This window comes from Cohaesibacter sp. CAU 1516, from assembly GCF_005771485.1.
Taxonomy (GTDB): Bacteria; Pseudomonadota; Alphaproteobacteria; order Rhizobiales; family Cohaesibacteraceae; genus Cohaesibacter; species Cohaesibacter intestini.
On the sequence record NZ_VANT01000005.1, the window covers coordinates 70,288 to 96,634 of the forward strand.

Annotated in this window: 27 protein-coding genes; 4 read left to right on the top strand and 23 right to left on the bottom strand. The window is 54.3% G+C overall.

Annotated elements, in window-relative coordinates:
* Positions 1-26: 26 nt before the first annotated feature.
* The 22 genes from ccmI to FDK21_RS13740 all read right to left on the bottom strand — a co-directional run bounded on the left by ccmI (position 27) and on the right by FDK21_RS13740 (position 18,269).
* Complete coding sequence (ccmI, locus tag FDK21_RS13635) at positions 27-1,292, bottom strand: c-type cytochrome biogenesis protein CcmI (protein WP_138149123.1); 1,266 nt, start codon at positions 1,290-1,292, stop codon at positions 27-29.
* Between the two features lie 204 nt (positions 1,293-1,496).
* Positions 1,497-2,909, bottom strand: a complete 1,413-nt coding sequence (locus FDK21_RS13640; protein WP_138149125.1) for a hypothetical protein — start codon at positions 2,907-2,909, stop codon at positions 1,497-1,499.
* A 171-nt stretch (positions 2,910-3,080) separates the two neighbouring features.
* Positions 3,081-3,554: an RT0821/Lpp0805 family surface protein gene (locus FDK21_RS13645; RefSeq protein ID WP_138149127.1), complete on the bottom strand. Its 474-nt coding sequence runs from the start codon at positions 3,552-3,554 to the stop codon at positions 3,081-3,083.
* Between the two features lie 165 nt (positions 3,555-3,719).
* The gene (locus tag FDK21_RS13650) at positions 3,720-5,141 is read right to left on the bottom strand and encodes an ATP-binding protein (RefSeq protein ID WP_138149129.1); all 1,422 of its coding nucleotides are present in this window, start codon (positions 5,139-5,141) and stop codon (positions 3,720-3,722) included.
* A gap of 5 nt (positions 5,142-5,146) precedes the next feature.
* Positions 5,147-5,812: a response regulator transcription factor gene (locus FDK21_RS13655; RefSeq protein ID WP_138149131.1), complete on the bottom strand. Its 666-nt coding sequence runs from the start codon at positions 5,810-5,812 to the stop codon at positions 5,147-5,149.
* A 62-nt stretch (positions 5,813-5,874) separates the two neighbouring features.
* Positions 5,875-6,201, bottom strand: coding sequence for a PepSY domain-containing protein (locus FDK21_RS13660; RefSeq protein WP_138149133.1), 327 nt, complete (start codon positions 6,199-6,201; stop codon positions 5,875-5,877).
* An 87-nt stretch (positions 6,202-6,288) separates the two neighbouring features.
* The gene (locus FDK21_RS13665; protein ID WP_138149135.1) at positions 6,289-6,594 is read right to left on the bottom strand and encodes a hypothetical protein; all 306 of its coding nucleotides are present in this window, start codon (positions 6,592-6,594) and stop codon (positions 6,289-6,291) included.
* 202 nt (positions 6,595-6,796) lie between these two features.
* On the bottom strand, positions 6,797-7,003 hold the full coding sequence (locus tag FDK21_RS13670; protein WP_114010201.1) for a hypothetical protein: 207 nt from the start codon (positions 7,001-7,003) through the stop codon (positions 6,797-6,799).
* Between the two features lie 41 nt (positions 7,004-7,044).
* The gene (locus FDK21_RS13675) at positions 7,045-10,938 is read right to left on the bottom strand and encodes a glycoside hydrolase/phage tail family protein (RefSeq protein ID WP_138149137.1); all 3,894 of its coding nucleotides are present in this window, start codon (positions 10,936-10,938) and stop codon (positions 7,045-7,047) included.
* Positions 10,935-11,417 carry an NlpC/P60 family protein gene (locus FDK21_RS13680; RefSeq protein ID WP_114010199.1) on the bottom strand — a complete coding sequence of 161 codons (483 nt, stop codon included), beginning with the start codon at positions 11,415-11,417 and terminating at the stop codon, positions 10,935-10,937. Before FDK21_RS13680 ends, FDK21_RS13675 begins: the two co-directional genes overlap by 4 nt.
* Before the next feature lie 4 nt (positions 11,418-11,421).
* Complete coding sequence (locus FDK21_RS13685) at positions 11,422-12,315, bottom strand: DUF2163 domain-containing protein (protein WP_114010198.1); 894 nt, start codon at positions 12,313-12,315, stop codon at positions 11,422-11,424.
* Entirely contained in the window at positions 12,312-12,938 is a 627-nt protein-coding gene (locus FDK21_RS13690) for a DUF2460 domain-containing protein (protein ID WP_138149139.1), read from the bottom strand. Before FDK21_RS13690 ends, FDK21_RS13685 begins: the two co-directional genes overlap by 4 nt.
* Before the next feature lie 323 nt (positions 12,939-13,261).
* Entirely contained in the window at positions 13,262-13,858 is a 597-nt protein-coding gene (locus FDK21_RS13695; RefSeq protein ID WP_138149141.1) for a phage tail tape measure protein, read from the bottom strand.
* Between the two features lie 17 nt (positions 13,859-13,875).
* Complete coding sequence (locus FDK21_RS13700; RefSeq protein ID WP_114010195.1) at positions 13,876-14,115, bottom strand: phage tail assembly chaperone; 240 nt, start codon at positions 14,113-14,115, stop codon at positions 13,876-13,878.
* Positions 14,112-14,444, bottom strand: a complete 333-nt coding sequence (locus FDK21_RS13705) for a gene transfer agent family protein (RefSeq protein WP_138149143.1) — start codon at positions 14,442-14,444, stop codon at positions 14,112-14,114. The genes FDK21_RS13700 and FDK21_RS13705 overlap by 4 nt, the downstream gene beginning before the upstream one ends.
* A 14-nt stretch (positions 14,445-14,458) precedes the next feature.
* The gene (locus FDK21_RS13710) at positions 14,459-14,872 is read right to left on the bottom strand and encodes a phage major tail protein, TP901-1 family (RefSeq protein WP_138149145.1); all 414 of its coding nucleotides are present in this window, start codon (positions 14,870-14,872) and stop codon (positions 14,459-14,461) included.
* 31 nt (positions 14,873-14,903) lie between these two features.
* Positions 14,904-15,317, bottom strand: coding sequence for a DUF3168 domain-containing protein (locus FDK21_RS13715; protein ID WP_138149147.1), 414 nt, complete (start codon positions 15,315-15,317; stop codon positions 14,904-14,906).
* Positions 15,314-15,583: a hypothetical protein gene (locus tag FDK21_RS13720; RefSeq protein ID WP_138149149.1), complete on the bottom strand. Its 270-nt coding sequence runs from the start codon at positions 15,581-15,583 to the stop codon at positions 15,314-15,316. The genes FDK21_RS13715 and FDK21_RS13720 overlap by 4 nt, the downstream gene beginning before the upstream one ends.
* The gene (locus FDK21_RS13725; RefSeq protein WP_138149151.1) at positions 15,573-15,929 is read right to left on the bottom strand and encodes a phage head closure protein; all 357 of its coding nucleotides are present in this window, start codon (positions 15,927-15,929) and stop codon (positions 15,573-15,575) included. The genes FDK21_RS13720 and FDK21_RS13725 overlap by 11 nt, the downstream gene beginning before the upstream one ends.
* A gap of 9 nt (positions 15,930-15,938) precedes the next feature.
* Positions 15,939-16,955 (bottom strand): head-tail connector protein, encoded by a 1,017-nt coding sequence (locus tag FDK21_RS13730; RefSeq protein ID WP_138149153.1) that lies wholly within the window; start codon positions 16,953-16,955, stop codon positions 15,939-15,941.
* Positions 16,840-17,427: a helix-turn-helix domain-containing protein gene (locus FDK21_RS13735; protein WP_171022086.1), complete on the bottom strand. Its 588-nt coding sequence runs from the start codon at positions 17,425-17,427 to the stop codon at positions 16,840-16,842. The genes FDK21_RS13730 and FDK21_RS13735 overlap by 116 nt, the downstream gene beginning before the upstream one ends.
* Positions 17,428-17,747: 320 nt before the next feature.
* A complete protein-coding gene (locus FDK21_RS13740) occupies positions 17,748-18,269 on the bottom strand; it encodes a YcgN family cysteine cluster protein (protein WP_138149157.1) in 522 nt (173 codons plus the stop codon).
* A gap of 251 nt (positions 18,270-18,520) precedes the next feature.
* On the opposite strand from FDK21_RS13740, the gene FDK21_RS13745 reads away from it, so the two are divergent.
* The 3 genes from FDK21_RS13745 to FDK21_RS13755 all read left to right on the top strand — a co-directional run bounded on the left by FDK21_RS13745 (position 18,521) and on the right by FDK21_RS13755 (position 22,040).
* Positions 18,521-20,707: a PBP1A family penicillin-binding protein gene (locus FDK21_RS13745; protein WP_198662954.1), complete on the top strand. Its 2,187-nt coding sequence runs from the start codon at positions 18,521-18,523 to the stop codon at positions 20,705-20,707.
* Between the two features lie 200 nt (positions 20,708-20,907).
* Positions 20,908-21,483, top strand: a complete 576-nt coding sequence (locus tag FDK21_RS13750; protein ID WP_114010182.1) for a DUF1214 domain-containing protein — start codon at positions 20,908-20,910, stop codon at positions 21,481-21,483.
* Positions 21,480-22,040 carry a hypothetical protein gene (locus FDK21_RS13755; RefSeq protein ID WP_114010181.1) on the top strand — a complete coding sequence of 187 codons (561 nt, stop codon included), beginning with the start codon at positions 21,480-21,482 and terminating at the stop codon, positions 22,038-22,040. The genes FDK21_RS13750 and FDK21_RS13755 overlap by 4 nt, the downstream gene beginning before the upstream one ends.
* Positions 22,041-22,075: 35 nt before the next feature.
* Here the strand turns inward: FDK21_RS13755 and FDK21_RS13760 are convergent, their stop codons facing one another.
* Positions 22,076-22,900, bottom strand: a complete 825-nt coding sequence (locus tag FDK21_RS13760; protein ID WP_138149159.1) for a hypothetical protein — start codon at positions 22,898-22,900, stop codon at positions 22,076-22,078.
* An 890-nt stretch (positions 22,901-23,790) separates the two neighbouring features.
* Between FDK21_RS13760 and FDK21_RS13765 the strand changes: the two genes are divergently transcribed.
* Positions 23,791-26,340 carry a hypothetical protein gene (locus tag FDK21_RS13765; RefSeq protein ID WP_246657581.1) on the top strand — a complete coding sequence of 850 codons (2,550 nt, stop codon included), beginning with the start codon at positions 23,791-23,793 and terminating at the stop codon, positions 26,338-26,340.
* The last annotated feature ends 7 nt before the right edge of the window (positions 26,341-26,347 follow it).

Below are 26,347 nucleotides of genomic sequence, written 5' to 3' on the forward strand. Positions count from 1 at the left end.
CTGTTGGCCTGATTGGTTTCGAGATATTATTGATTGACAGAGACACCCAAAGAGCGAGCAGCCGCTTTGACCTTCTCAAGGCCTTCAACATCCGACTGAAGCGACTCCATCGCTTTGGCGACAGTTTTTGCAGCTTCATCTGGACGGTTTAGCACCAGCTCAGCGCGAATGAGCCTGACCCATTCATCAGCAGAGCCGCCCTCCTCGTTCAGTCTCTCAGCCAACTGAGACACCATATTCTCGATCATCTGCTGGCGATCTTCAGTGGTCATCTCTGACGCCGCCTTGACATCTTCTGCGGAAGGCCCGGACAAGGTGGACTCTTTCTGTGCCATTGCGCCATGCGGCGGCGTTGTCGTCTTCTGACCCGCAACGTCACTATTGAGGCGTTTTTGCAAGGCTGCAATCTGGCTTTTGGCAAATGACACCCAAGGGGCACTCGGCTTGGAGTCCTTGATCAGCGCATCCCAGGTTTTGATAGCATCCTGCTCCTGCCCCTTTTGTCCAAGAGCAATGGCAAGGAAGAAGCGTGGCTTTGGAGAGCGGGCGTCCAACTGATTTGCCCTCTTGAACAAATCAAACGCCTGATCCGACACAATCCCAGCTTCACGCACCACCAATGCCTCACCGAGGTCAGTCAGTGTTTCAGCAGTCTCGCCTTCCAGCCGCAGAACATTGTGATAGGCCTTTACAGCTTCGTTGGGGCGACGCATGGAAAGATAAATCGGAGCGAGCTTTTTCCAGCCCTGCAAATCATCGGGATTTTGCTTGAGCTTCTTCTCAGCCGACGCAACCAACTCGGTCAGACTTTGCTTTTCTGGCGGCTTTTGCAAGCGTGCTGCCAACGGTTGGCTTTGCAGCGTGGGAGACCCCAGAACCACATAAAGGCCCATAGAAATGAAAGGGACGATCATGACCGCAGCGATACCAACTATTTTTGCTGTGGTTGATGGCGTCGCAGGTTTCTCCTGAACAGCCTTTTTCCTAGAGGCGCGGTTTGAAGAGGTTTGCTCAGATTTCTCGAGCGATTCCTGCGCAATCAACAATCGACGCGCAACTTCCGCACGTGCTGCATCTGCCTCATCCGAAGCGATCAGACCCCGCTCCACATCGCCGTCAATCTCCTTCAACTGAGACTTGTATACGGTCAGATCATAGGCGTCTGCACTTTGCAATCTGCGAGATTTCCTCGTGAGCGGGTAGATTACCGAAGCAACAGCGGCGAATGTCAGGATGGCAGCAAAGGTCCAGAACATAGGGGTCCATTTCGTAATTTGGTCTCGACACAGCATTTCGCTTTTGCGTGGGAAGTCAAATTAACTCATGTTCATCTGTTTGACGTTTGCTTTTTGTCAATTGGACCGACAGGTTACGAAGATTTAATATTTAACACCTGACGTTCTTGCGAAGATGCTCAGGCAAGCAGAGGATCATCATGCTTACCTTGCTAGGCAATCATCCAAAGCAAACTCAGGTATGGCACGGGGGTAGCGGGTTTAGGAACCAACCGCTTTTTGTTCTGTTGCAGGCACTTCCGGAACCATCGATGCTGCACGGAGCTGTCGCCGGAGAGAATTCGCATAATTTTCGTCAAAAACATGCTGCGCCAAAGTGACGGCAGCGTCTCCGAGCACTTTGCAGACTTCAACATCTTCACCGGTTGCCAGCTTGGTTCTGTCAACAATCGATGTCGATAGAATCTCGAAGGACTGGTCAAGTTCCTTGCGGATGCGGGATATCTCTGCGTTCAGCGCCAGAATGTCTTTCATCCGCTCTACGTGGTGGAAGATTTCAATCGCCTTCATCGCGTCGTTCAACAGGCTTTCGTCAACATGCTCTTTTGCACCATTCTTAGGGGCACGCAATACCTTGCGAACCAATCCCGGAGCCGGAACAATTTCCTGCTTCAACAGCTCGGAAAGCTTGGTCTTCATCGCTGCAACAGATTTGCCCCATGGCGATTGCACGGGTAGCTCAAGCTCGGTTTCCAGAGCCTTTGTCAGCTTACGCCACATCGACAAGTATTTGATCGTATTGCTCTTATCGCCGCCATCCTTCAAAGAAGCCTGAAACAGGGAAAGGCTCGCTTCAAGATCTGCCATCACCTGCTTGACGGCAGGCGCATAGACAGTCGCAGCAACTTGAATGGCATCATCGGACCCGGCCAGTTTCGTCGCCAGTTGCAGTTTCAACCGGGGCTGCGTCAGATGACGGGTGATCGCTGAAAAAACCCACGACGCTTTCATTGGATCCTGTTGCACTCTTTTGCAAAGAAGATTGCAGGCTTCGGTCCCTTCAGGACCGTTCCAGCTTGAAATTTCTGCAGGTAACCGGCTGATCACCGGCTTTAGGTTCTCCAACCTTTCTTGACATAGCAACACTTCGAGCAAGTCTTCATAGATGATTGCTCCCCCCAACTGATTGCCGAGTTTACGTGCGATGTCGGGATCACGCTTCATCTTGTTGACATAGGTTTGGGCTGATGCGGTCAGTTCCTCACAAAGCGTTCTCACTTTGCCACTGAGAAGTTTTCCATCCTGATCGTTGGTATCTTCTTCAAGGCGTGCTTTTTGCTCTGGGCTGGCAATATCACGGGCGATCCACAGCCAGATTGCCTCAATTGACGCGGGGCTGATGCGTGCCTGTATCTTGTTGATGTGGTCGATCTCGGAGAGGAACGGTTCGCAAGGCTTGAAAATCTCTTTCCGAACAAACTCTGATACTGGAACGGCAGGTTTGATCTCCCTGCGAATATTCAGCAGCGCTTCCAGAATCAACTGAGTGGCACGATCCTCTTTTATGGCATCAATATCGCGCTCCAAACTTTTGAGAAGGAGCAATTGCGCACTTTCAGACAAAGTCGAAAGATAGCGACCTAGCTTCTCTTTCATCTTTTCATTGTCTGGCATTCAAGCTCTCCGGCAGGTATTTCGGTTCATTTCACTCATCCCCATTTAAAGCTTATAAAGCCTTAAAAAATCCTATCCGGCGCTCAAAATTCAGTCATTTGACGTCCGAAAGCAACAAAAAAATGGGCGATGCAAGCCGCACCGCCCTTTTCCAATAATTCAAGTCGTGCCTCAGCTCACCGGTTTCCAGGTGCCATCACTCTGGCGGCATGCCTGTCCGCGCGCGGTCTGTGGCTGGCCATCGATATAAATGGTGTGCGTGTAGTCGCGGCACATCAGGCTATTGGTGGTGTAAGCCTGACTAGGCACGACTTGGCCATAGTGACCCGTATCAGGGTTACGCCAATCAACGGGAGCCCCTGAGCGACCATATTCCAGAGCCCTGCTCTGGGCTTGATAAGCGTAGCGCTGGTCGTTTTCGTCCAAAGCACGGCCTACTGCTGAACCGGCAATCGCACCAATCGCCGTTCCGAGGACCGTTGCAATGACACGGCCTTCACCTTTACCGACCTGGTTGCCAAGGATGCCGCCTGCCACAGCTCCGGTCAGGCCACCGAGTGTTTCCTTAGTTCCCAAGCTGCCACTCTGACAACCAGCGAGAAACATGCCTGCAACGGCGACAATTGCGATTGATTTTCTTTTCATTCCTAGCCCCTATTTGTACAAACCGGGTCCCTGTGACAACCGGCCCCAAGTTGACCTGACTTGGACTAAACGCGTTAAAGGATGAAGTAGTTCCGGATCATGTCGAAAGTTTGGCGCGATCCGGGTATCACGATGGCATCAAGCTTTGCCAACGGCATCCATTTATCAAGAGTCGTTGACTTGCTGTTTGATCAAAGCAGGCAGCAACATCCTAGCCTTCAAGCCTCCAAGCTCTGATCGATCCAAGACCAGCTTTCCCTGATACATCGAGATGATTTCTTCAACGATCGACAGGCCCAGACCTGAGCCGGACTTGCTTTCATCAAGTCGATGGCCGCGTTGAAGTGCCACGACGATTTGTTCATCAGTCATACCAGGACCGTCATCTTCAATCGTGATTGTAAGCCAGCGTATGGCGTCCGTCGGTATCCCATTGCCACGAGCAGGTTTTTGCTCCTCAGACGTGAGTGCAAGTGTCACGGACACAGCCCCATTCGACCACTTGCAGGCATTGTCCAGCAGATTACCAACCAGCTCTTCGAAATCCTGCTCTTCGCCTCTAAAACTGATAGGTAGCCCAATTCGGGAATGAAACGATATGCTCTTTTCAGGGTGGATTTTGCGCATGGCAGATACCAGCCGCGACATGACCGGCCCAACATCTGTCGTAGTGCCCATCACACTTCGGCGGGCTGCGATTCGGGCACGCTCGAGGTAGAGTTGGATTTGGTCCTTCATCAAGTCACTCTGGGTCTGAATCAGGTCCGCATGACTGTTGTCGACTTTTCGCGCTTCATTGGCGATGACAGATAGTGGTGTTTTCAATGCATGGGCCAGATTGCCAACCTGCGTGCGCGCACGTTCGAGTGTTTCCTTGTTCGATTCGATCAGCAGATTGGCTTCATTCACGAGGCCCGCAATCTCAACGGGATAGCTACCTTCGATAGACTCGGCTTCACCTTCAGCAACTTTTCTTACCTGTTCGCTCATTTGGTTCAGAGGGCGTAAGGCCATTCTTGCAAGGAAAGTGGAAACCGCCAGCAGAATAGCACCGAACAGGGCCATGATCGTCCAGGCACGAGCCTGGAAGGATGATACCCGCTCTTCAAGGGTTTCGAGATTGCCTGTCACGCGCACAATCAGTTTGTTGCCTTCCGCAAAGGAGATTTCACGTTGCAGGATTCGGATCCGCTCACCGTTCGGCCCCCGCCCCTGAGCACTTGCGCCCAACGCATCAGTCAGGCTGGTGATTGTATCTTGAGAGATGGAGAAGGAGCCACCGACGAGGGACTCTGATGCGAGCAAAATCTCTTCACTTCCCGCGCGACTGACAGTCCAGTACCAACCCGACAAAGGAAGCCCAAAGCGTGGTTCTCCGACGATTGTGGGAGGGGCCAGCGCGGTATCGTCCACTCCCTGACCAGCAAGATCGCCAACCAGAACTTTCAACACGATATCAAGCTGCTCATCAAAAGCTTGCAGGGCTGATGAGCGGAACATTTCCGACAGCAGCAACCCCGATGCAAAAGCAACGATGATCGCCCAGATGGAGGCATTGATCAGCAAATATCGCGTGATGGACTTCATGGAACTTATCGACCCGGAACGACCAAGTTATACCCCAGACCACGAACGGTCTGAATGGCATCTACGCCGAGCTTTTTCCTTAAACGGCCGATAAAGACTTCGATGGTGTTGGAATCCCGATCAAAATCCTGATCATACAAATGCTCGACCAACTCGGTCCGAGAGATGATCTTACCCTGATGATGCATCAAATAGGAAAGCAGACGATATTCATGCGAGGTCAATTTGACCGAGCTACCATCCACCGTCACGCGCCCAGACCTTGTATCGAGACGAATGGGGCCACAATGGATCTCGTTCGACGCAAGCCCTGCAGAGCGCCGGACAAGAGCCCGGACACGAGCAATCACTTCCTCCATGTGGAATGGCTTTGCAACATAATCGTCCGCACCAGCATCTATGCCCTGCACCTTGTCACTCCAACGGTCACGGGCTGTCAGAATAAGCACTGGCATGTTGCGATCATTCCTGCGCCAGTCTTCCAGAACGCTGATGCCATCCATTTTCGGCAATCCGATATCAAGGATCACGGCGTCATAGGTTTCCGTATCACCAAGAAAGTGTCCTTCCTCTCCGTCAAAGGCGACATCCACAACATAGCCATTTTCTTCAAGCTCCTCTTTCAACTGCCGATTCAGAGCTTCTTCATCTTCAACAACCAACACACGCATTTGCACCCCCAAAATTCAGTCTTCAATCTTGCCATCCACCTAAACGAACCATTTGCTGCCCATCACGAGCCGCCCTTTGAGAGGATTGCTCCCGACTTGGCGTCAATCACAAACCGGGTGACTGCGCCTTGACGTGACAACGTGACGAGCTGGTAAACCAGTCCGCTGCCCCCTCTACAAAGTTTGACATTGATGACATCTCCTCGCGCAGCACGGCTTACCGCGGCCGAGATTCCGGCCACGTGGCGCGCCTGTCCGCTGTTGATCGCCTGACGGGTCTCCTGCGCTGACAGACAGTCAGCAGCCTTTGCTGTGTCTGAAAAACTCAGAAGAATGACCCACAGCGAGACCAGCAACAGCAGAAAAGAGATGATGGTCCGAATTTTCATAAGGGCAATTTAGTCAATGATCACTGAACTGAACATGAATATGCGCGCGTTACTCCATTCATCTTTTGGCCCAGTCAGAAATGACAATCATTCATCCGAAGTTTCGCAATAGAGCGAAAGTTTGCGATTGTGTTGTTTGATTTGGAGAATAGTTGGCGCGGTATCGTCGACTGACCAGAGGATTGGGTCAAACAGCAAGCACGAAATGGCCTGAGGCTCCACATCGACATCAGTCAGGGCGGATAGCGAAGCAGTCTGTTTGGTCGGATCAATCCCGCCGATAGCCATCGGTGCTGTGCAGGCTGTCAGCATCAACAGACTGGTCAGCCCCATTAATCTTGTGCCCAGCTTCTGTTTCTTTTGCTGAATGTGGCCATTTGCTGCGATAGGCATGATTGAAGTCTCTTTTCAAAGTCACCCCCTTTGGGCTCGGGCTTCGATCAACAACTCTTAATAGTGACCAAAAATCCAGCAGAAGGAGGACCAGTTTCCAGAGTTGCTTCAGGACCAGCATTGCGAGATCTCCCAAATGGTGCAGCCCCCGCATCTGTTGCGGAGGCAGGTTCTGTCAATCGAAGTTTTGAGACGGTGGCGACTAGATGAGTGTTTTTGTGGTGAACCAGGTGCGCCAAATAATTGTCACCGCCGCAGCAATACTCGAGAGTGCAACCGCAAGACGCTCCTGCAGATCTGGCTCAAGATCAATGCCGAACATGGCCAATCCCATTGCCAAGACAGCAATAATCTGGGTCCAGTTGATCTTGGATTCCCAAGAAGGCTTGGTGTTGGAAGAATAGATCATGAATAATCTCCTCAGTTTGTTGATGGCAAAAAGATAGGAAGTTAGTTCGGGGCACTGTCTGAAATCCCGAGGGTCTCCAGATCAATGCGTCTGGACAGTTTGGCTCCAGCCCCGATTGTGCGACCGATCTGCCGGATCTCGATGATCAGATGATCAGTTTCGCTTATTCCGTCGGCCTGTCGGACTGGCAAGGTGTAGAGCCATTCGGGTTGAGTAACGACCTCCTCTCGCACCAGTTGCTCTGTCAGAGGATGTAGAATACGAAGCTGATAGCTCTCAGTGTCTTCGTTCAGAGGAATGGTTGCACCAGTCCAACTGTCAGCCCCCAAACGATCCCTGCGAAGCCATCTGAAGTGCAACCCGCCCCCTTCCTCAGACGTCAGGCGCAAATGAACAGGCGACAAAGGCAGCATTCCGCGTCCAGTCATGTCGATCATCTGGTCGCTGGTATCAGCTGCATTGATCAGTTGCCCGCTTCGCACCATGCGAAGCTTTAGGGATTTGCCTAAATCCCGCTCCGAGCTTTGCAATGGCAAAACGGCCTCATCGAGCAAAACAAAGGACGCACCTGTGACGGCCCCCAATTTTGCGGCTTCTTCCGTACCCAATTGACCACGCAACAGGCCAGTCAGGAGCCAGCTATCATCGCCGGTCAGTTCCGCATTGGTGAATTGCAAGACTTCGCATGAGCCATCTTGCGCCCTAATGGCCGCAGCGTTGCCTCCGGACAAGACAGCTTCGGGTTGAATGCTGGCCAAGCTACCGTTGTAAATCTTCACTCTAAGCTGGCTTCCGCGATCCCAGACATTGGGCAAAGCGGGCTTTAGATCTGACAGCAAATTTCCCATGATTGCCGGCACTTCAAGGGTTTGGCGAAAGGAAAATCCTGTAGTGCTGTCTCCCTGATAAAGAGCGACTGCCCCTTGCCATGGTTTGGCATAAACCGCGAGATAGGGTGCGTATGGCTTTTGACTCTGGCCGGGAAGAAGCGGCAAATGAAGGACTTCCATAATCGGCAGCATTGTCGAATGACTAAGATGTTGAGATGCTCTGCTCCGAGTGGCGATCGGGGCAGCATTGCGTGGTGCAAGTCGGGTTGCCTGTATCTGGCGCAAAGCGCCATCCTCGATTTCTACGATCCGATAGCGTTGTGGACTTCCGTCCATATCAAACGTGATGGCATCACCCACCTCTAACGCGATTTGTGAAGGTGGCAATGAAAACTGAATGGAGTGCCGAGCATGGTTTTGCTCCCGCAGCCAGTTTCTTGCAGCATTCATCATGACAGGTTGTGTCGACAGGATGGATGTTGATTGATTGACCTCTCGTTGCGACCGAGCTGCAGGCTGGGCAAAGCGCGCCACAGACTGGCGATAGTCAAGAAACACCTCCTTGAATCCAACCGACACGGCAGCGGCTTCCCTTTCCCAAGCTTCGGCCTGCTTGAGAATATGAGGTGTATCTTCGCTCTCAGCCAGATTTTCAGTTGTCAGGCTGGTACAAGACACAGTTTGCATGGGGTGAAATGCCAGTTGGTCATTGGCCGTTGTCATGCTCAATCCGAAGAAGTTGCACAACCCTTCCAAAGCGGATCGGGCCGACATGGGGCGATCCACAACGAAGCCATCAATCACTGGCAAGGTCGCCGAGATGGTTGTCATCGGCAGGGAAAAGTCCTTGAGCAAGGTGTTGATCACGCCATTCAAACTGGCGCTCCCCAAGCGCCCATTAAGCCAGTGACCTTTGTTCCAACTCTCGCTGTCTGCCCATGTTTCCCGACTCAGAGGAAAGGCCGGAAATGGGCGGGCATCCCATGCCCACAGATGGATCCGATCTGGATCGACCATCGGTCCGCCGTAATGCGCAGACACGGGATTGCTGTGCGCTTCGTTGTTCGACCAATAGGAGTGGCAAGCCTGAAGCATCGCTCTTTGAGCGCAATCATCCCGAGCACCGACAGAATGGTGTGGCAGTCCACTCTCTACCGACTTGGGATCCGGGAATCGGTTGGGCTCATTCGGTCCCAAATGGACGGCTGGGCAGCCGAGCTCGGTAAACCAGATCGGTTTTGATTGCGGCACCCAAGCTGTTGCGGTTTCGCTTTCCTGCCCATTCAGTCGGTCATGATGCGTATTTTGCCACCAACTCACCAAATCCTTGTAGCGATAGACCCAATCTTTGCCTGCCAGCCCATCTGCAATCGGCGTTCTGACCTGTGACTGGCGGTCCTCCTCGCTGGCATAGTACCAGTCATAGCCTTCACCCCCGGCAATGTTGCTTTGGAGATAGGCTTCATCAAGACCATTGTCAGACATGGCCGCGTCGAGATGACTGTCGCCAGCCCGCCAGTCAGACAGAGGCATATAATTGTCGATCCCGATGGCATCGATATTGTCATCACTCCAAAGAGGGTCGAGATGATAGTGAACATCGCCGAGTTCATTGACAGGCTGGTGGCCAAAATACTCACTCCAGTCAGCAGCATATGTCAGAAGACAGTCCGAGCCCAGGATGCTCTTCACCTCAGCAGCGAGGGTTTTGAGCACATTCACGAAGGGATAGTCGGATTGGGCATCGCGCAACCACGTCAATCCGCGCAACTCCGAGCCAATAAGAAAAGCATCGACACCACCAGCATCAGCTGCGAGCTGGGCATAATGGTGGATGAAACGAGCATAGCTCCAGTCTTGCAAAGTGGCGAACTGAGCGATTTGCGCGTCCACCTCATCGGTTTTGTCGGCACTGTTTGGCTGACCCGGACCGGGAAAGCAGGTAATCCGTCCTCGCCATGGATAGGGAGCCTGTTTCACATTTCCATATGGATCGACAAGCGTATTGTCGGTTGGAACATCCATCATCACGAAAGGATAGAGAACCACTTCCAACCCACGCATCCGGATAGCGGCAATGGCGTGTTTGACGCTGTCATCGGATGGTGTTCCGCCGTAGGCAGGCTGGCCATCACTTTCGCTTACCACCGGTGCGGTGCCTCTTGTCAGGCCTGCGACGGACCAAGTGGCACCTTTGGTTACTTTGCCAGAGTCTTCTACTGCCGGTCTGATTGCACAATGACTCGCACGCAAATCCGAGCCGAACCAGCTGACCACCAACGCTATCCGTTCCAGATTGGGGCACAGGGCGCAAAGATGATCGAGCGAGGTCTCAAAATCGGTCAACGGTTCAGAGGTATGTCGGTTTTCACTCGTCCATTCCCCTTCCCCGTTCTTTCGGGTCACCTCGGACGCGTCATAGCCAAACTCGGTCGCGCCGGGTATCACAACCATCGAACGGATCTGTGTTTCCAGCTTGCCGACCGGGCGCACCACCTCAAAGCTCAATTGCGGGATGCGGTTGCCAAAGGCGCCGAGCGGCAAATCTTCGAACACCACATAAGCAAGCCCCTTGTAGGCGGGCACATTGCCAGCCCCCTGTTTGGCTTCGATCAGGCTGTCTGGCAACTGGTCTTCATCTCCTCGATAGACCCGGTAGGCAATGTCCTTGAGGTCCAACTCGGTGCCATTGGCCCAGATGCGACCGACATAGGCGATCTCACCTTCGCACAGGCCGACGGCAAAGTTGGCATAATAGCTGTAGGTTGTCTGTTCGACGGAACCTCCAGACATGCCGCCTTTGGCCGCGCCGGTGCGCTGCTCACGACGCGTAACCGTTTCGGTGAAGTTGGTTGCCCAAATAATCTGACCATTGAGCCTTGCCCGGCCATAAAGCCGTGTGATCGGGGCACCTTCGGTGGACGTCTGGACCTCCAGATCAGACAGGCGCGGACCTTCAGCCGAACGAGAGCCAGCACCAAAGAGAGACTGGTCTAGGGCATAGCCAGCACTCGCTCCCAAAGCCCCCCCAATGGCTGCACCGAGTGGCCCGAGCAACGAGCCACCGATCACACTGCCAGCAGTGCGCAAAACCAGCGTTGTCATGGATGTATCTCCCTCTTGTTGGTTTGTCTCGCCAGAGACAGGGGAAAGGCGAAAGCATAGGCGATGCGTCTCTCCCACCAGTCGGACAGGGAAGCACGGCAAACGGCACTATTGTGGTGAGCATGCAGAAACTGGTTCCCAGTGAGCAATATGCCCGCATGTTTGGCGGGGAACTCGGACCGATAGCGGAACAACAACACATCACCGGGGCTTCGATCTTCGAGCCGCTTGGAGACGAGATATCGAGCCGCCCCTTCTGCCAGTGTTTCAGTGCCGCCAGCATCTGCCCATCCCGGATTGTAGGTGGGGATAGGCGTATCATTCGGCCAGAAGGCACTGTAGACACCGCGCACGAGCCCGAGGCAATCACAACCAAAGCCCTTGCAACTGGCCTGATGACGGTAAGGGGTACCTTCCCAGCTCAGCGCTTCGGACAAAATATCCTCAACCCCAATTGCGATTTCAGATCGCGCCTTCATAATCTCATTCCTTCATCAGGGTAGAACCGTCCCTGACCTGATGCTGATCAGGGGCACTCAGCACAAAGTCATTTCCCGGAATGTGCGGAAAGCCACGGAAATTCTGCTGATTGGCATAGATATCGCGGCAGGTCGCAAAGCTCTTGTCGCAGCCCACCTGGACAAGAACTTGATCACCGGGAGCCACATCGCCATGAAGTGGCAACCAAAGCTCCAACTGATCGTGCTCTTCGGCATGGTTGTGGCTCATGATGTCAAACACCATGCCCTCAGCCTCACCGGACAAGAGCGTCATCTGACCGAGATCGAGGCGACCAGCAGAGGGGCGGTTGGTGAAATTGACGGTCAAATTTGTTTGGCTGGATGTGGCAATTATGGTGCCATCAAAATGCAAATCCGGCCTTGTCAAATCGAGACCGCAGCGCAGATCGCCACAGGTGGCATCACAGCCATATTGATAGATCCGGCCCTGCTCCTGCTCCATCGCCACTGAGAGCCCGCGAATTTCCGCTTGAAAGCTAGTTTCTGTGCGTTTTACTTCGCCCAGATAGCCGGTGCGCAAGTGCAGTTTTTGCTCCGGCGACTGCCAATTGAGCCGCCATGTCTCGATAGTCGCGCCGTCATAGCGGCCGGAGATCAAATCGGTTTCCGAAATTGCACTTGATGACAGAATGCCACTGATGTCCTGATCATCGCTGGCAAAGCCGTGGCTTTGGCGCATTTCGGAGCCTGTCATGCCGGTAGCAGGTTCGCACGTTACCTCTTCCAGGGTCAGAGGCTCATCATGATCGGTAAAACCAAGCGTGAAGCCGTCGGTGCGTTTGAGAATCCAGCAGGTGGCGAGCGTCGTCGCTCCCGTTTGCAAGTGGGCAGCGAGGTCAGGGGTTAGGCTTTTCATAGGCGGATCTCCATCAAGGGCACAGACGGGATGTCGCCGGCTTCAAAGCCACTGAGTGAGAATTCCAGTTGGTCGGTGTCGAAGCGGACCGGAACATCAAACTGAAACCCTGCTGTCAGCGCGCTGCCTGCGTATGGCGGGGTGGCAAAGGTGACCACCCCCGTTGCTTCATCGATTGCGACATCGTTGACCGCAGCGCCATCCACCGCGATGAGCACCGAACCGGCCACTGGCTTGGTAATTTTGCGTTGATAGGGGGCATGCAAGCCACCATAGGTCTTAGTCAAATGGAAACTGACCGTTTCACCATCTCCCAAGCCCAGAGACTGATCGCTTGCCTGCGGCTGCTGACCAATGGGACAGGACGCATGATCCAGGGGATCGCGAAACCGGAAGCCATAAAGCCGCCCTCGCCTTTCTTCGAAGAAGGAGAGCACCGTTTGCAGATCGCGCAGGGACCTCAAACCGGTGCCGGCATCATAGCTGCGTCTGGAGTTGGCCCATCTGGCATTGCGCTCCTCAAAGCCTGAGACCAGAGCCGCAATGTCGGTCTTGCGCATCGGCCCGCCCGAAGCGCCAAAGCCTACATGCAAGGGGAAGAGAGTTTCATGAAATCCGTTCATTTTTGATGATCCGGTCTAAGGAGATAAACATAGAAGATCGCCTTCACCAGAGAGGCATTTTCCCTCTCAGGTGCTAACGCGCAGGCTGACAAAAAGACGCGTAAAACTGCAGACTCCGCGTGCCTAGACGGTCGGTCCAGTTTGTTTCCACGCTTTGCTTGATCTTGATCAAGGTGAGTTAGTTGGTCGCATGAAATAGTGTACTTACTGCACAGTTCACTCTTTCCATGAAGCGCCGGGGGCTGATTGAAAGGAGTAAGAGATGTCTTTTTCTCCTGTCAGTTGGTTGGTGATCGAGCCCCTCCTCGTCTTGCACCAGCTTGTTAAAGCCCGCGCCGTCCCCGTCCGACGGCGCGGGCTAATTTTGTTGCTATCTGATTTTCCGATTTGGCAAAGGAATGCGCATCCGGTGTGGTTATATTCATCACGATGGAAACCGCTGCGCTCTGGCCAGATCCGGTAGAGACGCCGAGGCGACCATCGGGCCCTCGTTGCAACGGCAAAATGGCTTCAGGGCCCGCTTCTCCCATCAGGCCCGCCCCTGCCCCCATAGGGAACAAAGTCGGCCCATTGACCACGCCGCCTGTTGCAAAGGGTGTCATGCCGCCAGCGATGCCCTGTGATGCGGACGGACCCAGCAAGGAAGAAAGAAAGCCTTGCGCAAGATTTGAAACGCCGCCCGAGACCAACTCCCGCAAAGGGGCAATGCCTGCTGTCAAAAAGCCCTTACTGACATCCAGTGCGAGATTTCGAAAAATCTGTTCAAGACTACGGCCACCGATCAGGGCATCAGCCATCGCATCGCCAACCTTGTCACCCAGCATATCGGCCTGCTTTTTGGCGGCGTTGAGATCCCTGGTGAAGGACTTGAGATCGGCCTCCACTTCGATGACCGCTGTTTCCACGACTTCTGCGGACATGTCATTTCCTCTTTTCGTCAAAACTGTTGGGACTGCCCCTCATCGGGGAAAGCTTGTTGCAACTGATCAAGGGTCGCGCGATCAAAGGGAGGCGAAATCTGCTGATTCACCGCGAATGCCATACACACTTCCCGCGGGGTGGATTGCCAGAAGATCTCTGGCGTCCAACAAAGCCCCCGCAAGGCAATGGCAGAATATAAGGTCCACGGAAAAGCCACTTCTGCGACACCCGTATGCTGGCTTTCTGCTCCCCTCATGGTGTTTTTTGGGGGCTTGGTTCCGGGTTAAAGGTGAGTTGCAACAGCTCTACCAGTGCCACCGCCAAAGCACCCGCCCCTCCCTCGCAACGCATTGAGGCGGCTTGTCGATCAGAGACATCGTTGCCACCCCCACGCAAGGCCACGCCCAAAATCCTGATCAGATCCGCGCTGCGGACCTGTCCATTGGAAAAACGGCCCGCCAATTCACCGATATTGGCAAGTCCCATCTTGTCTTCCAATTCGGCCAAGGCCCCGAAGGTCAGGCAAAGAGGATACGTCTTGCCATCGAGGGTGAGATCAATCTCTCCGCGTCTTTTGTTTGCCAATTTCCTTGCTCCCCCTAAAGCGCTGTGAAGCTGAGGGCGCCAGCGGATTCCATCGCAATCTCAAAGGTCAACTCGTTGTCATGTTGGCCGGAATATTCCAGCGCTGAAATTTGGAACGGGCCTTCCAATGTGCCGAAATCGGGAATGATGACCTGCCACTGCGCTGATACTCCTGAAAAGAACAACGATCGCGGGCGTTCATCGCTTTCAACATCTTTGAACAAGCCACTGCCGGACAGGCTCGCACGGCGCATGCCACCGCCGGATAGCAACTCGCGCCATTGACCTGCGGATTCGGTGTGGGTGATATCAACGCTTTCCGCATTGAAAGACAGGCTGCGTGCCCGCAGGCCTGCGACGGTTACAAAGGCACTGTCTGCTTCATTGCGCACTTTAAGCAATAGGTCCTTACCGCGTTGTGCAGTCATGGAAAATCTCCAAAATAAGGGGAAAGTAAAATCAGTTGGCGATGGGTTCGGTGACGGCCCGCAGTTGCATCAGCCCCTGAAGGGCGCGGTTGCGCTGGTCTGAACGGATTTCGCAGCTTTGTTGCTGCATGTTGATCAGATGGTGGTTGGGCAGGCTGAGCCCCTCGGCCACAATCAGGTCAGACATCCGCGCCAAAATGGCCGCCAATTGGTCGCGGTGATTGCGGCCAGCCCAGACAGTCAGGATCAAGCGATGGTCGCCTCCGGTCTCGGTTCCTGTACTCCAGTCTCGAGACAGTGATACCGCAAGGGTGATATAGGGAAAGGCACTGTTGCGGGGCGCTTCGGCATAGACTTTGGCCCCACCAAGCAGATCGATCAGGGCCGTGTCGGCGATCAGGCGAGCATGGATGGCGGCTTCCAGTTGGGTAGCGGCAAGGGTCATGGCTGGTGCCTCCTATTGTTGGCGCAGGCTGCGAGTATCCGGGTGATCGAGTGGTCAGCCGGCGCATCTGGCGCGCCATAGTGGCGGGCGAGCAAATCAGGGCCTGTCAAGGAAAGGCGAGCCTTTAGCTGCTCCAATTCAAGCGTGACGGTCAAATCCATTTGCAACCGTTCGGCCTCGGCCTCAATCTCCCCCTTCACTTCAGGGGCGACCTTGGCAAGAAGTCTTTGCGTCAGTTGTTTGATGGCTTGGGCGCTAGAGACCATGGCCGATCTCGCTTTTGCCTTTGAGGATCAACCAGCTTTTGCGATGATCCGGGTCATGCATGGATTGCAAGGCGTAGCCGTGGCCGTCTTCCTCGACATGAGTGATGCCAGTGACATCGCTGCGATAGCGGATGACGAAGCTGATCTCTTCTGCATTGTCGGCCTGATCAGCGGCGATATTTTGCCTTGCTTGGCTGGTCAGGATCCCCGCCCAGACGGTGGCGACGGTCTCAAGGCTTTCAGGCGTCAGCCAGTCCGCATCCGGCGCGGCTGGCTTTTTGAGGCTGATCCGATGACGCAAGGCCGATGGATCAAAGGCGAAGGAAGCGGCGTTTGTCTCGGTCATAGCATCCCCTCACAGCCGCACAGTGCGGTAGGGCGCGATCAATGGAGCGAGTGCCTTTGAGAGTGCGGGCAATGAGCCGGGATCGGCAATCAGGCGCCGCTCATACCATTCGGCGGTGATCATCCGAATGGCTTGCAGCAAGGGCGCAGGCACCTCTTCTGCGGTCGCGCCAAAGCCGGTTTCGACATCGAGTTGCAGGCGATAGCCCGCCAAGGCCACTTGACCGCCAATGGTGCGGATGGTCGCAGGACCGCTTGGCTGATTGATCGAAAAGGCTTCGCTGCCCAAGGCCACCAAATCACCGTCGGAGGACAGGAAAGCGGCACTGAGAATGGCACCAAGCGGCGCAACAGGCACGGTTATCACGGCCCCGAACGGCCCATCGAGAATGACCCTCCAAGTCTGGGTGATCAGGTGCTGCCCAATTAGCTGTTCAAGATGGATCCGGGCGCTGGTGAGAAATGCACGCAGCAAATCATCTTCATCGCTATGGTCGATCTTCAGATAGGCCTTGATGTCAGACAGGCTGACGGGCTCGATCTGGGGTGGTGTCAATAATGCTGCCGACATGCCGGATCTCCTCCGTAATTTGGTTGGATATTGGCAAAAAGAAGCCCCTGCCCCTTTCAAGTATGGAAGGAACAGAGGCCCAGTTGAGGGGCGGTAAACACCCTCTACCATCACCTCGCGTGCATCGCCCAGGGTTTCCCCCACCAGAGCAATGCGCCCATGGGGCTGGGACGCAAAGGGTGCGCGCCCCAATGCCAGCGCCTTGATCCATTCTGCCCCGGTGCGGGTTTTGCCAGCGCCCCGACCTCCCATTACCAGCCATGTGGTCCAGTCGCCTTGGGGAGGCAGTTGGTCGGGCCGGGCCCAGATTTCCCAGTCACTCAGTAAAGCATTGAGTTCATCAACCGACAGGCTCGCCAGAAATTGCGCCCGATCCGCTTTGCTGCAATCGATCAAGGCGCTGCGCAAGGTCTTGGCGGAGGCGGTCAAGATCGAGTTGCTCTTCGCTTCGCTCATTGACTTTGTCTCCGGCTTTGTTTGATTTGACGCTCTCTCCATCCCCGTCGCTCTCGGCGGGTTTTTGACTTGTCAGATCCATGATTTTGTCAAGCGTTCGGGCAATGGTGCCTAGCATACGGGCTTCTTTTTCATCGAACGCAGCCTCTCCGCTTTCATGCTGCTGTTCGAGATGGCGGATCTGCTGGTCCGTCGCGTTGAACAGCCGCTGTACCATGGTCAGATGGTCCTGCGCCTCTGCGCTGGCGGCTTTTGTCTTTTGTCCTCGTGCGGAGGCCCGTCTTGGCTGTTTTTGGATCTCTTTTTGGGATGTCTGGTCCGCTGCGTCCTGCCGCCAGACTTTTGCCCGCCGATAGATCGTGTCGCGATGAACCCCAAATGCTCGTGCAATCTGGGCCACAGGCTTGTCGCCAACCTCCCAGGCACGCCGAATGGCTTGCCAGTCTCGTTCGTCCGACCTCTTCTTGCTCATGCATGTTCCTGATATAGCGCCCTTTGCCCCACTGCCCCGCTGTCCGGCGCGAGCCATGCTCAGCACCGTCCCGGAGATCCAGAGCGTAGCCACAAAAAAACCGCACCTAGGGGGCGCGGTTGTTCGAATGATTGCGGATCAACGCAATCCAAACAGCTCAGAGTGGTGAACTCTCGCACCTCTCCGACTGTACCTAATGTCTATACGACCTGCGTTCGCATGTCAACAAAAATAATCGTTAAAGTTGTATTTTTAGATTGAACAATCAATTTATCGTGCAATTTCAGGACTTTACTTTTCAAACAAATACAATCAATCACTCACTTGAGTGGCTTTGGTGGCTCGTCGTCTTCGAATCCGGGCCAGAAAACCACATGCTGCTCATATTCCTCTACCGCCATTCCATCTTCTGACACCACCTTGTCGCGCACCGAAATGCCAGCCTGATGGATGCTATCGGGATCGCCGGATACCAAGGGATGCCACCAATAGAGGTCAAAGCCCTCATCGAGCAGGCGATAGGCGCAAGTGGGTGGTAACCAGGATAGACTTTGCACCTTCTCGACATTCAGTGGCACGCAATCGGGCACGGTTTCCAGTCGGTTGTCATAATCCTTGCAGCGGCAGGTCTGATCATCCAGCAACGTGCAGGCAATGTTGGTCCAGATGATCTCGCCAGTGTCCCAGTCCTCAAGCTTGTTCAAACAGCAGCGGCCGCAGCCATCGCAAAGCGATTCCCATTCCGCTTTTGACATTTCCGACAGGCTTTTTCGCTGCCAGAACGGTTTGGTCTCAGCGTCGGCCTTGGATGCAGGTGTCAGGAAATCGTTGGAATCTGTCATGGATGAAAGTCCTGTTTTCGGTCAGCTCTGATGACTGGCCCGCTTTGCTTTGACTGTCAAGGGAGGAAGGCTTTTAGGGTCTGATTTCCCACTTGAGAGATTTCTTTTGCGTTTGCTTGGCATCAGGCTTGCACAGCACCCCCCAAATATGAAAAAACTCATACCTAAACTTTTAAACCTCAGTGAAGTTGCCCCGAATGTTGCGCGATCCGTATCAAAATAGGACAAAAACCAAGCTTAAGACCAAGCTTTTGGCGTTTGATGCCCTGATCGATACAGCTGTCTACCACTTCTGGGGCATGCTGGGACGCTTCATCGACACCAGCAACAGCTTCATGCGCCGCTTCTCGGTCAATGGCTGGAAATTCTGGCTGGTTCAGGCCCTGTCCGGTGGCTTGACGATGGCGGTGTTCGGCTCGATTTTCGCCCTTTCCCTTGCAATTTCGAATTTCGAGCTGACCGAGAATGGTTTGCCAGCTCAGGAAGACTATGCCGTTACCTTTCTTGATCGCTTTGGCAATGAAATCGGCACCCGCGGTATTTTGCAGGATGATTCCTTTGAATTGCAGGACCTGCCGGACCATTTCATCAAGGCGGTTCTTGCGACCGAGGACCGAAGATTCTTCGAGCATTTTGGCATCGATTTCTTCGGTCTTGCCCGCGCGATGGTCGAAAATGCCCGCGCAGGCGGCGTGGTTCAGGGTGGCTCGACCCTTACGCAACAGTTAGCTAAGAATATTTTCCTGACCAACGAACGGACACTGAAACGCAAAATCGATGAGGCCTTTTTGTCTCTGTGGCTGGAAACCCATCTGACGAAACGAGAGATCCTCAAGCTTTATCTGGACCGCGCCTATATGGGTGGCGGCGCTTACGGCATTGCGGCGGCGGCAGAATTCTATTTCGGCAAATCGGCCAAGGATCTGACTTTGGCAGAATCGGCGATGCTGGCAGGCCTGTTCAAAGCGCCGACCAAATATGCCCCGCATGTCAATTTGCCACGGGCCCGTGCCCGCGCCAAGGAAGTGCTGATCAATATGGTTCAGGCTGGCTTCATGACAGAGGGTCAGATCGTTGGCGCCTTGCGTGATCCAGCAACACCGATTGACAAGAATGACGCGGAAACACCAAATCATTTCCTTGATTGGGCCTTTGACGAGGTCAAACGACTGGCGGGTAGTCAGCACCGGGTTCTGACCGTCAAGACCTCGATCGATATGACCTTGCAGAAGCAGTCAGAACAGGCGGTCAAGCGCGTTTTGCGTGAAAATGGCAAACAGGTTGGTGTAACCGAAGGTGCAGCCGTCCTGATGGAGCCGAATGGTGCCGTGGTGGCGATTGTCGGTGGTCGCGATTATGGCAAGAGCCAGTTCAACCGCGCAACCGATGCCAAACGACAACCTGGTTCTTCTTTCAAACCCTTTGTCTATACGACGGCCATGATGAATGGCTATACACCGAAATCCGTCATTCAGGATGCTCCGCTGACCATTGGTGACTGGTCGGTGCGTAACTATGGCCGCAGCTATGCCGGCCCGGTCACCTTGACCAATGCCCTCAAACGATCAATCAACACAGTGCCGGTTCGACTGGCACAGGCGATTGGCCGCGACAAGATAGTCGAAACCGCACACAAAATGGGGATCAAGTCCGAATTGTTGATCACCCGCTCGCTGCCGTTGGGGGCAGCCGAGGTTACGGTCATGGAAATGGCAACGGCCTATGCGGTGTTTGCCAATGGTGGCAAAAAGTCTGAACCGCATGCCGTGCTGCAGATGCTCGATAGCAAAGGCCGGGTCATCTTTGATCGCAAGCGTGACGTCAAGATCGAGCAGGTGATCCCGGAAGAAGCCATTGCTCGAATGAATCAGATGCTGGTCACGGTGGTTGAAAGCGGCACCGGGAGACGGGCACAATTGCCGGGCATTCGGGCAGCGGGCAAAACGGGTACGACAACCGGTTATAAGGATGCCTGGTTCTGTGGCTTCACCGGAAACTATTCTGCCGCTGTCTGGTTCGGCAATGACAACAACTCCTCGGCCTATAGAGGCAATACCGGCGGGCGCCTGCCAGCTATGACCTGGCAGGCCATCATGAGCGCCGCCCATCAGCAGATTGCCTTGAAGCCCCTGCCTTTCGTCGATGACGCGGATAGCCTACAGAAGCACAACAGCGCCATTCAGCTGGCCGCTGGCGGGCGGATCAAGGATCTCAAGACCAAGCGCGGCAACCAGCGTCTGAGTCCCGATGTGGTCAAGCAACTTGACACGCTTTCGGGCTTGTTCCGCTCAACCGAAGCGCAAAAGCTGAAGTCTTCGCCAACTCCTCAAGCCAGCAGCTTCGTGGGTGGACGGCAAAAACTCAGTGGCCTGATCCCGATGAAGTCCCCGACGCAAAGTGGCCTCATCGACCTGCAAGCCAACTGGAAAAACAACTGACACACCTGCACTTTTCGGGCACAAACTCCTGAATTGCACGTAGTCTTTTGCGCATTATTCCCAATCACCAATTGACCTTTCGGCAAATCCCTGTACGGATGTGAACTGAAACTCTTGCCGGGTTAATGCCCGGGCATGAAACAGGATTCTGATCTACAGGTCAGAATAACATTCGCGGAGCGCTGCAAGGATCGTATGGCGTGTTGTTGTTGAGGGACATACTTCTGTTCATCGTCGTTGCGGCGGGTCTGGGCACAGGCAGCGCCTTCTTTGCGGTCAACAATGCCGATCAGTTGGAGCAACTCAAGGTGGGGGCTTGGCGTTCTTGGCCAAACTCCATCGGACCGGATGCCAATCCCTATACAATCGCCGATCAGGCCCGCCGTGGCTCGGTGCCAATGGGTGCCGGAGAGGGTCTGGTTTTTGTTGCCACCAGCGATGACGACGGCACGCCGCTTGATGGTGCGTGCCAGTATGACATCCGCGGAGGACATCTACCCGCGCGACTTTGGAGCCTTTCCGTCCTGACAGAAAAGGGGGAGCTGATTGACAATCCCTCTCTGCGCTACAGCGTTCACAGCCGCAATGTGGCTTGGCTGAGTGGGCAGGAATTTGAGGTAACGACCGGGCCCGATGCCATGGGTGGCAACTGGTTGATGACCAATCCGGTGGGATCCTACTCGCTGGTTTTGCGACTCTATCAGACGTCGCTGACAACGGGAGTCGGATTGGGCGAGATCGAGTTGCCAAAGATTGCATGGGTGAGTTGCCAATGATCCGCGTTCTCTATGTCCTGGCAGCGGCACTCCTGACCGGTGTGCTCATTCACATCGGGACCATTTTCGCCCTTCCCTATTATTCGATCAATGATATCTGGCACCGGGTTCTGACCATGGGTCCGATGCACCGGGTGTTGGTTATCTCCGACCCTCATGAGGCGGTTGCCTTGTCGGACGATCTCGACCCGACCTTTGTCTATGGCCTTTGCCGAACCGACATTTCGGGAGCACCGATCGCCATGAAAGGGGATCTGCAAACCGACTTCTGGAGCCTCAATTATCTCGACCGCTATGGCCGCAGCCAATATAGCCTGACAAACGAAGTGTCTGGCCCGAATATCAATGTGATCCTAGGCACAAAGGGGCAATATCGTCTGCTCAGCGAGCGCCGTGATCTGATCGACGACACGACCATTGTCATTCAAGCCAACGACGATAAGGGGCTTTTGCTGCTGCGTGGCTTCGTTGATGATGAAAAGGAACGTGCGCGCCTCACCGAGGCGATGCGCCTTGTGTCTTGTGAACCACTCTGGGAAACCGAGGCCGGGCAGTAACCAGCACCGACCCGTGCCAAATCCGATCCGGCTCCCTATTTCACCAGATTGGGATCATCCTTAGCCCATTGGCGACGGCTGTAACGTGACCGTCGCTCTGCTGAGGCATCAGGATCGTTCGGCGCGGCATCCATTGCCCCATTCTGACGCTGGAAATCCTCTTCAAGACGTTTCAAAGCGCGGCTAGCATCCGCCACCTTGGGCGAAGGGGTTTCGACTTCGAGTCTCTTGATCGCATAGGCATAGGCGCGCATACGATATTGCAGCGCCCGCCAGACCCAGCCAATAAATCGTCGATTTTCGTCCACGCGAGCATAGGCATCTTCCAGTTGCCGGGGATCCATGTCGGACAGGCGGCTAAGGGCAGCCATCCGCTGCCGGTCCATTTCCAGCACCCGTTCGGCCACCGGTACGAAGCCAGCAAATGCCTCGCGGTCCTGATTTATGTCCGTTATCACCCGATCATATCGCACATGGTGGGAGGCATATTGTTCGGTTCGAAGGGCACGATAATAGTTTTTCGATTCAAAAGCGCTGTCGACTTCCTTGGTCAGACGCGTCCTCTGGGTTTCGGTCAGAACGTGAACCGTCACATCTCGAATGGAAAAGAGATTCCACAAATTAGGCGATACCCAATCCTTTGCGTGCGGCGGGCGGATCAGAATCCACGCCTTGTCACGCATCAGCTTTTCTTCATCCGTACGGTTGAAGTCAGAGTAAAGCTCACCTGAAAGCTTGGCCCGTGCCTCTCCACCCAGCTCCATCAAGCTTTCCGCGAAGCCATTCTTTGCTGGCCGACCAAGATCTCCTTGCGTCGACGTGCATCCAACAAGGCCAGCACAGACGGCAATCATGATCATGCAGTTTGCCGTGAGGCGTCCAAGTGGCTTTTGTCTTTTGCCAGCAATTTTGTGTTGACTAATCAATGCTGCAACCAAACAGGTTCTCTTGCCTATAGTTGATCCGGGACCAACCAAGTTATACTTGCTTAACCGGTTGGATCGAATCGCACGGTTTGATTGTTTCTCAGAAGCCCAAAGTTTCCAAGTCGCGATTGTCGAGCGTCTGGCGTTTGGTTTTATCTGTGGTTCGGTTGGTGGATAATTGTCCAGTCTTGATCATGGTTAACAAGAATTTAAAGTTTGCAGACCACGATTGCCGCGTTGGATTATTTCACATTACAAGCGTTCAGGATCAAGTGAATGTCGGTTAAGCGTCGCCGCGCTCTGTTCTTTCGATTTATTGAGGGGTCAAATAAATGACCAGCTCTGAAAGAACCAGCTTGTCCTCGGTCACCGCTCTTTATTTGTCGGCGGGCCGGTTTGATGCAAAGACGCAGGCGCGTTTTTCGTCGGAGTTTCATCGCTTCTATAACTCAGCCCAACTCGAAGAACGCATTCAAGTTTCCAGCCGCATTTGCAAATCGCACCATATCCCGCTCGACGTTCTGACGCTGCTTTGTTGTGACGACAAACGCGTAGCAATGCCAATACTTGCACACTCGCCCATTTTGGGCGAAGCTGAACTGACAACGCAGATATTGCAGGGAACGGCGGCAGAGCGACAAGCAATTGCCCATCGGCACGACTTGCCACCAGTGCTGGTGTCACACTTGCTCTCATTTGGTGAAGCAGCGGTTGCCGAGCGCCTTTACCACAATATGGCGTATCTATCGGGGCTATCGGATGGGCTCAAACAACGAATTAAACGCATAGGCAGGATCGACCCCAGCTTGACGGGACAGCAGGCGATGACGAACAAGACGAACGACACTCTGGACACACTGGTCTCTTCTATGGAGCAGGATTGGTATGCCCACTATCAGCCGAACGCCCTTGACGCCACGTCCGTTTCAGGGGATTCCATCGACCCTGTTGAACAAGGTGTCACCACCGACCAAGTCCAGTCTGATCATCTCTCTGACGCCTCTTTGACCCTTGATGAGCCGGATACATTGCAACAGAGACTCGATTCCTTGTTTGAAGAAGCAGAAGACGCCCCGATGAAGCCCAATCCAGCCATGGCACCGGAGGCTCAGATTGAGACGGATGCCGAAGCACCTACCTCTGAGACCGCGTCTGGAAACGAAGACTTTCTGAATGAAAGCGACTTTGCGCTGCTTGAAAAACTCGGCGGCGATGACTGGGAAATGCTCGATGACGAAGCCATCGAAGCACTGGCCGGATCGCTGGCCAAGGAAAATTCGGCGCAAATGGATCATGATGCGCTTGCCGCAGGCCAAGTCGATTGGTCAGCAGTCAATGAGGACGCCATTGACGCCATGGCCAAGACGCTGGCTGAGAGCGATCTGATTCAAGCAGAGGACGAGGCCATCACTGCGGGTGAGGTCGATTGGTCTACACTGGATGATGACGCCATCGAAGCGCTGGCTGCCTCCCTTGCTGATGAAGATTTGGTGCGGATGGAAGCAGACTCGATGGGTGCCGCTGGCGTTGATGCGGACCAGATGCGCTTCACCATCGGCGCATTCGATTCAGCCAATGCCCCCATCCCTCCGCTGGAAGTGATCGACCCGGTTTTGAGAACCGCAACGATTTCTTTCCGGACCCCTGATGGTTTGGACATGGAAGCTGCCGCCGAAGCACCCTTGATGCATGATGCGGCTCCTGTCGAGCCTGAGCGTTCGGTTGCAAAGCAATACCAAGACGTCACAGTGGCCACAGCAAGCGTTGCACCCACGCATTCAACTTCTCTGTCGAGTGAGAAGACAATGCCTGCAGGGACAGAGGCTGCGACATTGCAGGATCAGGAAAAGCGCAAACCGCAAATCACCCTCACAATACGCAAACGGACAAGTGCAGACAGCGACGCATTGGCGGACGCGCTGCTTGCGAGCGCAGCGAAAAAGGTTGAGTTGTCATCAGCCACTGAAGATGACTGGCTGAGTGCGTTGGAAAAGCTGAACCGGGACTTCGATTCGGAGAGTGCCACCCGTGCCACAGCAGGCTTTGTCGAAACGGTGCAAGCAACGGACTTAGGACCAGCCAAGTCGGCAAAGGATCTGGAGGCCACAGCTGCAGCTTCGCTCGCTGAGCCGGACAAGGTGGACGACGTCCCTGAAGCGGTGCCTGCCAAAGCAGAGGCGATCAAGGACAAACATATTCGAATTGACTCCCGTCCGCTTGATCCTGCTTTTACCCCAAAGCCGGCCGCAACTGACAGGGATGCCGAGGTTGTCCCAACACGCAATGACGTCAATACCGGTTTCGCACCAAGGGTGATGTCCCTTGATGATCTTGATCTGGTCGAAGCGACCCCTGATTTACCATCGGCGACGGAGCTTCTGCTTGGGCAGTCTCAACGAGTGACGCCTTATGTTGATCTGGTCGAGCCAATCGACATTACGATCCATGAAAATGGCCGCTCTTACGCTTTGTCCGAGGTGGAAATTGCACCTATGCAGGTGGTGCTTGAGCAATTGGCAAGAGAAAAAGCCGCGTTGGCAGCCGAGACCACACCACCCTCTGCAAATGCAGCAGAAAACATGACGGATCTGCCAGAGATGTCCGCCCACAGGGTGGTCGATGTTGAGGAATATGAAAGCCTCAAGGCCGCGGACATGCCTGCGACTGCAAGGGAAGACACACCAGCAGAAACGGTCGCAATCCCAACAGAGGTCGAAGCCACGACACCATTGCCCCACGCGCCACATTTGCGTGAAATTCAAGGGGTGACACGGCCTGAAGACGGGATGTCGGAAAGCTTTTATGCATTGGATCAGGAGACCCGACTGACCTTGCTTCAAGAAGTTATGGCCCAGACATTGCCAGAAGCTGCGATGGCTGGCGAGAACCGAAACCAGCGCACCCTGATTGATGAAGAAACGGCGCAGCAACTCGTTATGGCGCGCTTCAGCAATGACCGCATAGAGCTGTCGGAGATGCTGCACACACTATCAGGCCATAGCCGCGTGCAGATGAATGCATTGCTGTGTGATACGGGCGGTGAAGCGCTTGTTGCTTTCCTCTATCATATCGGACTTGATGAAGGCAGCACGCTTTCAATGGTTCTGCATGGACCGGATGCCGTCTCGCACAGCTATGACAAGGTTGCCCAGTTGATGACGCTTTATCATCAGCTGTACCCCGCAGCTGCCGCGCGGATTGTCCGTGATCTGTTTGGTGAAGTGAGAAAGCCCGGTTTTGTGCATCAAACCATCCATGATGAGGGCAAGGGCTCAGCGTCGCCTCGCCAACGAGGGTTTGTTGACAACGATAAGGCCGCAGCAAAGGTTACTCCGAAATTCGGGCGTCGCCTTCCGGATGCAGATCGGGCCTAGAGGCGAT

Bases quoted from the DNA above. Each gene is read 5' to 3' on its own strand.
- FDK21_RS13660 (WP_138149133.1), bottom strand. From the start codon at position 6,201: ATGAAAATTCGGACCATCATCTCTTTTCTGCTGTTGCTGGTCTCGCTG.
- FDK21_RS13640 (WP_138149125.1), bottom strand. From the start codon at position 2,909: ATGCCAGACAATGAAAAGATGAAAGAGAAGCTAGGTCGCTATCTTTCG.
- FDK21_RS13665 (WP_138149135.1), bottom strand. From the start codon at position 6,594: ATGCCTATCGCAGCAAATGGCCACATTCAGCAAAAGAAACAGAAGCTG.
- FDK21_RS13680 (WP_114010199.1), bottom strand. From the start codon at position 11,417: ATGAAGGCGCGATCTGAAATCGCAATTGGGGTTGAGGATATTTTGTCC.
- FDK21_RS13715 (WP_138149147.1), bottom strand. From the start codon at position 15,317: ATGACCCTTGCCGCTACCCAACTGGAAGCCGCCATCCATGCTCGCCTG.
- FDK21_RS13755 (WP_114010181.1), top strand. From the start codon at position 21,480: ATGATCCGCGTTCTCTATGTCCTGGCAGCGGCACTCCTGACCGGTGTG.
- FDK21_RS13695 (WP_138149141.1), bottom strand. From the start codon at position 13,858: ATGTCCGCAGAAGTCGTGGAAACAGCGGTCATCGAAGTGGAGGCCGAT.
- FDK21_RS13685 (WP_114010198.1), bottom strand. From the start codon at position 12,315: ATGAAAAGCCTAACCCCTGACCTCGCTGCCCACTTGCAAACGGGAGCG.
- FDK21_RS13720 (WP_138149149.1), bottom strand. From the start codon at position 15,583: ATGGTCTCTAGCGCCCAAGCCATCAAACAACTGACGCAAAGACTTCTT.
- FDK21_RS13655 (WP_138149131.1), bottom strand. From the start codon at position 5,812: ATGCGTGTGTTGGTTGTTGAAGATGAAGAAGCTCTGAATCGGCAGTTG.
- ccmI (WP_138149123.1), bottom strand. From the start codon at position 1,292: ATGCTGTGTCGAGACCAAATTACGAAATGGACCCCTATGTTCTGGACC.
- FDK21_RS13675 (WP_138149137.1), bottom strand. From the start codon at position 10,938: ATGACAACGCTGGTTTTGCGCACTGCTGGCAGTGTGATCGGTGGCTCG.
- FDK21_RS13740 (WP_138149157.1), bottom strand. From the start codon at position 18,269: ATGACAGATTCCAACGATTTCCTGACACCTGCATCCAAGGCCGACGCT.
- FDK21_RS13735 (WP_171022086.1), bottom strand. From the start codon at position 17,427: ATGAGCAAGAAGAGGTCGGACGAACGAGACTGGCAAGCCATTCGGCGT.
- FDK21_RS13690 (WP_138149139.1), bottom strand. From the start codon at position 12,938: ATGAACGGATTTCATGAAACTCTCTTCCCCTTGCATGTAGGCTTTGGC.
- FDK21_RS13645 (WP_138149127.1), bottom strand. From the start codon at position 3,554: ATGAAAAGAAAATCAATCGCAATTGTCGCCGTTGCAGGCATGTTTCTC.
- FDK21_RS13730 (WP_138149153.1), bottom strand. From the start codon at position 16,955: ATGAGCGAAGCGAAGAGCAACTCGATCTTGACCGCCTCCGCCAAGACC.
- FDK21_RS13765 (WP_246657581.1), top strand. From the start codon at position 23,791: ATGACGAACAAGACGAACGACACTCTGGACACACTGGTCTCTTCTATG.
- FDK21_RS13760 (WP_138149159.1), bottom strand. From the start codon at position 22,900: ATGATCATGATTGCCGTCTGTGCTGGCCTTGTTGGATGCACGTCGACG.
- FDK21_RS13670 (WP_114010201.1), bottom strand. From the start codon at position 7,003: ATGATCTATTCTTCCAACACCAAGCCTTCTTGGGAATCCAAGATCAAC.
- FDK21_RS13700 (WP_114010195.1), bottom strand. From the start codon at position 14,115: ATGAGGGGAGCAGAAAGCCAGCATACGGGTGTCGCAGAAGTGGCTTTT.
- FDK21_RS13710 (WP_138149145.1), bottom strand. From the start codon at position 14,872: ATGACTGCACAACGCGGTAAGGACCTATTGCTTAAAGTGCGCAATGAA.
- FDK21_RS13650 (WP_138149129.1), bottom strand. From the start codon at position 5,141: ATGAAGTCCATCACGCGATATTTGCTGATCAATGCCTCCATCTGGGCG.
- FDK21_RS13725 (WP_138149151.1), bottom strand. From the start codon at position 15,929: ATGACCGAGACAAACGCCGCTTCCTTCGCCTTTGATCCATCGGCCTTG.